The organism is Ferroacidibacillus organovorans (assembly GCF_001642725.1).
Lineage (GTDB): Bacteria > Bacillota > Bacilli > Alicyclobacillales > SLC66 > Ferroacidibacillus > Ferroacidibacillus organovorans.
On sequence record NZ_LSUQ01000090.1, the window covers coordinates 1 to 7,254 of the forward strand.

Below are 7,254 nucleotides of genomic sequence, written 5' to 3' on the forward strand. Positions count from 1 at the left end.
CAGTGCGCTCGCGTGGCTGGTCTGCCCAACGATGGCGGTGGCGTCTGCAGCGATGAGAAGAAAGCGTATGTTTTCCCAATCCGGATGGTCATAGTATTGTTCAAGACGGTTTTGCCACGTGAGAAGCGTCCCTTGCCAACGCGGATTGCTCGCCATCACATGACCTGAACAAAGCGCGTAGCCTACCTCGCTTAAAAGTGCGGCCGTCACGCGCGTCAAGCGATCAACGTACGCGCGCGTCGCATCTGTCTCCGTATCCCTATCCGGCAATTCAAACACGAGCGCGTGATCCTGGTCAGAGAGAATCGACTGTTCTCCCCGCGCACCGCTTCCTAACATGAGAAACGTCATCTCACCAGGCGGTCTGCATAGCCCTTGTTCTTCGACATGACGCTGCGCGAGTGAAAACACATCGGCGTGAATTCGCTTATGTTCACGCGCCGCCTGCTCGAATGCCGCCTGCACGCCGCCTGTGCGACGCGCTTCAAAGACATGGATCAGTTCTTCACGCCGTTTTCGCAGCACTTCAAGCGCCTTGTCCACGATTTCGAATTCACCCCTTTGGCATCCGTCCTCGCTGGTCACCTGCCCGTCGCCTGCCCCTGTGCTCGCGCATACGCTAGATATCATAGTGTTCGAGGTGAGCCACGTGAAACTGGATACCTTTTTAAAAGCGAGCGCGCTTGCGCTTGACGTTTTTCACAATCAATCAACAAAACAACTGTCAGGCCTCGTGCGCAATGGCGTCAAACGACGGATGGATCGCTACGCCGGACCGCCGCAAGGCGATGCGACGCAACAACCAAGGCGCAGTGCGCCAACGGCGCAAACGATCCCGCACAAACCATCTGCGAACGTGCGGCAGAGTTCGTCTATGACACCCTTTAGGCAGCAGGCTCCGTATGTGCGACAACCTATGTTTGACCCGCGCGCCACTGAACATGTCAAAAAGGCGATGCGCTATGTCACACCAGAAAATGCGCAAAAGGTGGCGCAGTGGCACAGTATTTTCAAAAGTTTTCTAAGCAAAGATTAACGTGCGACGACTCCCGGCAATACACTGTCACCCGTTCCTTATTTGCCGAGACGTTCAATCACCGAATCGGCCGAAGGATCATCATCACGCGTAGGCGGCTTCTCTTCGTCATCGCGCTCTGGTCGAAACACCGACACCAGTTTCCCGCGGAACAAGAAACTGAAGCCGCCTAGCAAGACAACCGCCGCAAGCACACTGATGATCGCTGGGATGACACCGTGGCTGAACCCGACAAAAAATCCTCCCATCCAAATGTCAAACGGGATAATGCCAAGCGCCGTCGTCCATAAGAATGGAAAAAACCGCACATTGAGAAGACCTGCCGCGTAATTGAGCGCGTGATACGGAAAAGGTGTCAAGCGCAGCGCCAAGAGGCCAAACGTGCCCCGCTTCGCCATCCACTGGTCAACCTGCCGCTGACGCTCAGAAGGAATCAGGCGACGCACAAACCCTTGCCCAATCCACCGCGTCAGATACATGGCGACCACCGCGCCGACGACGCCGCCAATCCACGAATAGACGAGTCCCCAAAGCACTCCGTACACTTCCATATTGACGAGGATGAGCCCCTCTGACGGCACAGGAATGACGCAAAAAAAGGCCATCAAAAGGATGGCAACGACAATTCCGACCGTTCCCAGTGATTGAATCAAAAGCGTGATATGATGCCAAGAATGTCGATAGTGAAAAAACAACCACACAGCAAAAACGATGAGTATGAGCCCGATCGCGATGGGGAGCGGTTTGAGTTCTAAAGGACGCTCCGCTTGCTTGTCCACGCGCTTTAGGATCGAGTTCACCCCCTTCGGGTCGTTTGAAACGTCTCCTACTCTACCATATGGTACTCAAACTGCCAATGGACAGAACACGCGAAAGGGTGAATCAATCACCCCTTTTTCTGGCTTGTCTCACGGCGCATTTCTTCTTCACGGTAGAGGCGAATCGCTTTCGATGTAAAAAGAATTCCGTCTAAATGATCGATTTCGTGCTGAATCGCGCGCGCGCGAAAATCGGTCTCTTCAATTTCCACCTCTTGACCGGAGCGATCAAGCATCCGCACGCGAATGTACCGATAACGCATCGTATCCCCGAATAATCCGGGGATCGATAGACAGCCATCCGGCCCAATCACTTCGTCGCGCCCCTCCACGATGACCGGGTTGATCAGGTCAAGGCGCCCGCGCCCGTCTTCCACATCAACGACTGCCAGTCGTCTCAAAATGTTAACCTGTGGCGCTGCGAGGCCAATACCGTTTGCATATTTCATCGTCTCCGCAAGGTTGTCGAGCACCTTAAGCACGTTTGGCGTCACACTTTTCACAGGATTGGCCGGCGTGGTGAGGATAGGGTTGGGGAATTTTACAATGTCATAGATCGCCATAGAAACCTCCTTGCAGATAAGAACCGTCGTTGCGTCACGCAGATGGAATTTCTGCGCGATTCCATTTTATCGTGTTTTCCAAGATCACGGACACCGCCACGCCTACCAAAAGGCCACTGCTGACAAACGAGCGCACAGCGCTTGGAATCGTGAGAAAGGCAGAGGCGGGTGTCACATAGATGGCAATGCCAACAAGCGTAGGCAGAGCGATTCGATAGATCGTCTTGTGATTGAACGTCACACCTTCGATCACTTGAAGCGCCGAGCCAAAAAGCTGCAAATAGGCGACCAGGAGCACCGCATCCCCAACACTCACGGGGAGGGTGGATAAAAAAGAGCCGGCAAGCGGGATAAGTCCAAGCAACATGAAAAGAATGGCGCCGATTGCAAAAGGCCTTCTCGCAAAGATCTGTGTTGAGCGCAAGAAACCTAGCGACGAGGTGTATGGTGCATACGGAACCAATCCAATCAGGCCTGAGAGCACGGTGTTAAACCCGGTGACAAGAAACGACCGCACGTAATCGCGATTCGTCGATTTTTGCTGAAAAAGAAACTGCGCGTTTTCAATCGTCGTAACTGTGTTCGTCGTGTTGATAAGCCCAGTGATCAGCGCTGTGATCAAGATCCCCGCGTGAAACGAGGGCGAGCCCCACGCAAACGGCGTGAATAGCGATGCAAACGGCGCAGCATGCAGAGGTGCGGAAGGGTGAATCGCGATCCGGTAGACGACCCAACCACTGGCGATACCGATGAGAATCGCAAAGTTGCTAAGGAGTCTCGCGCCGCGCAGGCTGAGCGTCACAACCAAGATGATCAGGGCAATCGACAGTGCGGTAGTCTTCACATCGATATGCCGAGCGTGCGTCAACCCAACCATCCCTTGAAAAAAAATCGAGATCAACTGCACCGCCAGCAGGATTAAAAAAACGCTCATCGCCATCGGCGTGAAATACTTCCGCAGAAAACGGCCAAGCCCCATCACGCCAAAGATCATGATCAATATGCCTGACGCGAGAATCCCCATTTCAAGGCTGCCGCCCGCCTGTGAAAGCGGTTGTCCCGCTTCTGCCGCTCCCGTGAGCACGGTGAGGATAACCCCCCACCAAACACCCGATTGCCCCTCCATGAGTGGCAGTCTGTGCCCAAAGAGCAGTTGGAGAAGGCAGGCGAGGCCCGTGAATAAAAAGGAGCGTTGCATAAACCCAGATACGGCGACGGGGGATAAATGCAGCGCGGCCCCGACGGAGACTGGGATGACAACCGTGTTTGCAAACATGAACAAAAGCCACTGAATTCCAGCCACCGCGTCGCGGCCGAGCGATGGTGGATGAGTTGATTGCGCCACCGTAGTCCACCTTTCGCGCGCGAGCATACACCAAGCCAAATCTTAGCCTGTCCGACATTCACGCATCACACTTTCGATTCAACATCATACCACATCAGGCAATCGTTTCTGGAATGAATTCATCCGATCTCGAGGATGCTATGCGAAAGGAGGGATGTCCTATGCAAAAGAAAAACGAACAGAGCCTTGGCATCGATCCTAAAAACGTTCATCGCGCGAATGAACTCCCTGACGCACTGCGCACAGATCGCCTTGATGATGTGAATTTTGAAGCGATCCGCGACCGTCAAGCACAAGAATTCACGATCAATCCGAGTCGCCAAAAACGCTGATTAAACTACTCGTACCAACACCCTACAACGCGCAAGCGGGCAGACGTGAAACGCGCTCTGCCCAATGCGTTTACAACCCCTTCTCAAACTGCCATGCTGCGAGTAGAATAGTCACAGATAGGAACATGTATTAGGAGCTGATCATAATTTCACGGTATCACGTTGAGATCATTGGGACGGGCAGTCACGTCCCCGCCGGCATTGTCACAAACGCTGACATGGAAAAGCTTGTGGACACAAACGATGAATGGATTCGCACGCGCACAGGAATTCGTGAGCGGCGCAAACTTGCGCCCGATGAAACAGTGTCAGAAATGGCGACGGAGGCTGCCCGCAAGGCGCTTGAGAAAGCGTCCGTTCGCCCCGAGGAGATCGATTTGATCGTTGGCGCGACGATTACAGGTGATTTTGTTTTCCCGCCGATGGCGGCCATGGTGCAGGCGGGGATCGGCGCCACGAATGCGACCGCGTTTGATACAAACGGCGTATGCGCAGGATTTGTGTACGCATTGGTGCAGGGCAGTCAATTTCTGCAAAACGGCGCGTTTCGCACGGCGCTCATCGTCGCGGCAGAAGGCATCACTCGCTATCTCGACTATACGGATCGCAATTCCTGCATCCTGTTTGGCGACGGCGCAGGCGCTGTCGTGCTGCGCGCGACAGAAGCGATCGCAGACGAACCGGTGCGCGGACTGGTCGATTTTGACTTGCGCACGGACGGCAATCGCGCGGCGGTCGCGTTTACGCCGAGAAACGGTGTGCCGGAGCGGTTTATCCGCACATTTTCCGAGCGCGAAAGGATCACCCCTTATATCTGGCAAGACGGTCGCGCCATGTTTAAAGCGGCCGTCACTGGCATGTCCGAGAGTGTCAATCGCATCATCGCGCGTCAACATCTCTCACCAGACGAAATCAATCTCCTCGTCCCACACCAGGCAAATCTTCGCATCATCGAGGCCGTGGGCGAACGCGTATCCATCCCAGCGGAGCGCGTTGCACTCTGCATTGAAGAGTATGGAAACACATCCGCCGCCTCGATCCCCCTCGCCTTTGACAAGTGGAATCGCCTCGGTCGGGTAAAGCGCGGGGATCGCGTCATGTTCACCGCGTTTGCAGGCGGGCTGACGTGGGGTTCCGCGCTCTTTAAAATGTAATACCCAGCCCCGGTCAGGAACGCGATTGCACTTGAAACACTGAGAATTTGAGGTAATCGCTCTCTGGCATCCCGATTCGGCGGGGATGGTCTGCACCCGCGCTGCGGTCGTCGATCAGACGCAGAAGTTTATGCGCATCGACGGCCGCCTCTTCAATCACTGCGTGCCACGCCTCGCGCGTGATCGGCGAAGAACACGACGCTGTCACCAAAAATCCGCCGTCTGGTATCAGCTTGAGCGCGCGCAGATTGATCTCTTTGTAACCGCGTAAAGCGCCAGGAACTGCCGCGCGGTTTTTGGCAAACGCTGGCGGATCGAGGATCACCACGTCAAACGTCTTTTTATCTCGCTCATACTCGCGCAAAAGATCAAAAGCGTTTGCGACGAGGCGCGTCGAGCGATCCTCCAACTCATTTTTTTTGATATTGCGGGCAGCCGCTTCGATCGCTTTTTCTGACGCATCGACAGTCGTCACGTGCGCCGCGCCATAGTGAAGCGCGTGGACACTGAATCCACCTGTGTGTGAGAAACAGTCGAGCACCGTCGCGCCGCTTCGTGCGGCATGTGCCAACGCTGCACCCCCTTCGTGATACCGCAGGTCGGTGCGCGGCTTTTCTGCCGCCGCAAAGCGCACGAGCGAGGCGAGCGCCGCGCGATTTTCACGCTGATCAAAAAAGTGTCCCGTTTTTTGGCCTTCTGCGATATCGACGATGAATGAGAGTCCATTCTCCTTAATCTCCACCACATCTTCACATTCCCCGTAAAGCGGACCAACGGACTCCGCCAACCCTTCAAGCGCGCGCACAGGCGCGTCGCTCCGCTCATAAACACATGTCACAGAAAGCACATCGCGAACCGCGCGCACAATTGCATCCTTGCGCAATTCCATAGCGGCAGAGAGAACCTGGATGACAGCGACATCCCCGTATTTATCCACAATCAAACCCGGCAGGTAGTCTGCCTCCCCAAACGCCGCACGACAACTGGACGTCTGTGCGAGGAACCGTTTGCGATGGAGCCACGCCTTGGTCAGCGTGCGCTTTAGCCACGCGTCATTCAGCGTCTCGGTCGAATCATAGGAGGCGATGCGCACGCCGATCTGGGATTCTGCGTGATAGAACCCCGCCCCCAAGCCGTGCCCCTGATGATTGCGAATCACGACAGCGTCACCCGTCACAGGATCTCCTTTTACGCTCGCGATCTCATTTTGATAGATCCACGGATGACCTGCTTCGAGTCGCTTTCTGCGATCCTTTTTTAAGAAAACTTCTTTCACTAAAACCCCTCTTTTCTCACGGTAAAAGGACACGCTGTACTATCAGACGGGCCTGTCCGCATATAAACTTAATAAAGCATGTGAACAAAACAGCGTAGCGTGATAAAGCGCATGGGATCTGTCACATAAGGAGCGAAATCCTTGTTTTATACACGGATGATTCTGGAAGTCATTGCCGGATTGCTGGTGTTTATTACCGGACTGTTCACGCTTCGCAGCGGCATGGGGGAACTCAGCAATCGCGAATCCATGCAACTGATCGAACGACTTGTCAAAACACCATTTCGCGGACTCATCACTGGCATCGTTGCTACAGCCATGCTCCAGTCAGGCGCCGCCGTCACGATCTTGTCGATGGGGCTCGTGGCCGCAGGCACTTTGCGTTTTGCCGACACGATCGGCATCATCCTCGGCTCAAATATCGGCAGCACGCTCACCGTGGGACTGCTCTCGCTCAACCTCGACGCGTTTGGACCCTATCTCGTCGCGGCAGGCTCGCTTGCCTTTCTCGCTTCGTTTCTCACTCCGCACAGAAAGTCAAAGCGCACAAAACCAAAAACATCTGCGCAAAAACGAATGCGCGCGTGGGGGCTTTCGATCATCGGGTTTGGCACGCTCTTTGTAGGTTTTGGCCTGATGACCCACGCGACGATGCCGCTCGCGTCTTCACCCTGGGTGACCCACTTGCTGCTTCAGGCTGGTAGACACCCCCTGCTTGGCATAACCGCCG

Annotated in this window: 9 protein-coding genes; 4 read left to right on the forward strand and 5 right to left on the reverse strand. The window is 54.9% G+C overall.

The features are described 5' to 3' along the window. On the reverse strand, positions 1–543 hold a 543-nt coding region (locus AYW79_RS14725; protein ID WP_231884558.1), incomplete at its 3' end, for a DUF294 nucleotidyltransferase-like domain-containing protein. Positions 544–649: 106 nt separating this feature from the next. On the opposite strand from AYW79_RS14725, the gene AYW79_RS14730 reads away from it, so the two are divergent. After that, a complete protein-coding gene (locus tag AYW79_RS14730) occupies positions 650–1,036 on the forward strand; it encodes a hypothetical protein (protein WP_067567512.1) in 387 nt (128 codons plus the stop codon). A 38-nt stretch (positions 1,037–1,074) separates the two neighbouring features. On the opposite strand, the gene AYW79_RS14735 is transcribed toward AYW79_RS14730, so the two are convergent. The 3 genes from AYW79_RS14735 to AYW79_RS14745 all read right to left on the reverse strand — a co-directional run bounded on the left by AYW79_RS14735 (position 1,075) and on the right by AYW79_RS14745 (position 3,762). Continuing rightward, on the reverse strand, positions 1,075–1,836 hold the full coding sequence (locus AYW79_RS14735) for a TVP38/TMEM64 family protein (RefSeq protein WP_067567515.1): 762 nt from the start codon (positions 1,834–1,836) through the stop codon (positions 1,075–1,077). Between the two features lie 86 nt (positions 1,837–1,922). Continuing rightward, on the reverse strand, positions 1,923–2,417 hold the full coding sequence (gene def, locus AYW79_RS14740) for a peptide deformylase (protein ID WP_067567518.1): 495 nt from the start codon (positions 2,415–2,417) through the stop codon (positions 1,923–1,925). A 34-nt stretch (positions 2,418–2,451) separates the two neighbouring features. Further along, positions 2,452–3,762: a uracil/xanthine transporter gene (locus AYW79_RS14745; RefSeq protein ID WP_197461038.1), complete on the reverse strand. Its 1,311-nt coding sequence runs from the start codon at positions 3,760–3,762 to the stop codon at positions 2,452–2,454. A 161-nt stretch (positions 3,763–3,923) separates the two neighbouring features. Between AYW79_RS14745 and AYW79_RS15690 the strand changes: the two genes are divergently transcribed. Together AYW79_RS15690 and AYW79_RS14750 are read left to right on the forward strand one after the other, a co-directional pair. After that, the gene (locus AYW79_RS15690; RefSeq protein WP_156481937.1) at positions 3,924–4,094 is read left to right on the forward strand and encodes a hypothetical protein; all 171 of its coding nucleotides are present in this window, start codon (positions 3,924–3,926) and stop codon (positions 4,092–4,094) included. Positions 4,095–4,264: 170 nt separating this feature from the next. Continuing rightward, positions 4,265–5,248, forward strand: a complete 984-nt coding sequence (locus tag AYW79_RS14750; protein WP_269449088.1) for a beta-ketoacyl-ACP synthase III — start codon at positions 4,265–4,267, stop codon at positions 5,246–5,248. 13 nt (positions 5,249–5,261) lie between these two features. Here AYW79_RS14750 and AYW79_RS14755 read toward each other — a convergent pair whose 3' ends face one another. Beyond that, complete coding sequence (locus tag AYW79_RS14755; RefSeq protein WP_067567527.1) at positions 5,262–6,524, reverse strand: class I SAM-dependent rRNA methyltransferase; 1,263 nt, start codon at positions 6,522–6,524, stop codon at positions 5,262–5,264. Between the two features lie 141 nt (positions 6,525–6,665). Here AYW79_RS14755 and AYW79_RS14760 point away from each other — a divergent pair. Further along, positions 6,666–7,254, forward strand: a 589-nt coding sequence (locus AYW79_RS14760) for a Na/Pi symporter (protein WP_197467735.1), incomplete at its 3' end; no start/stop codon positions are given.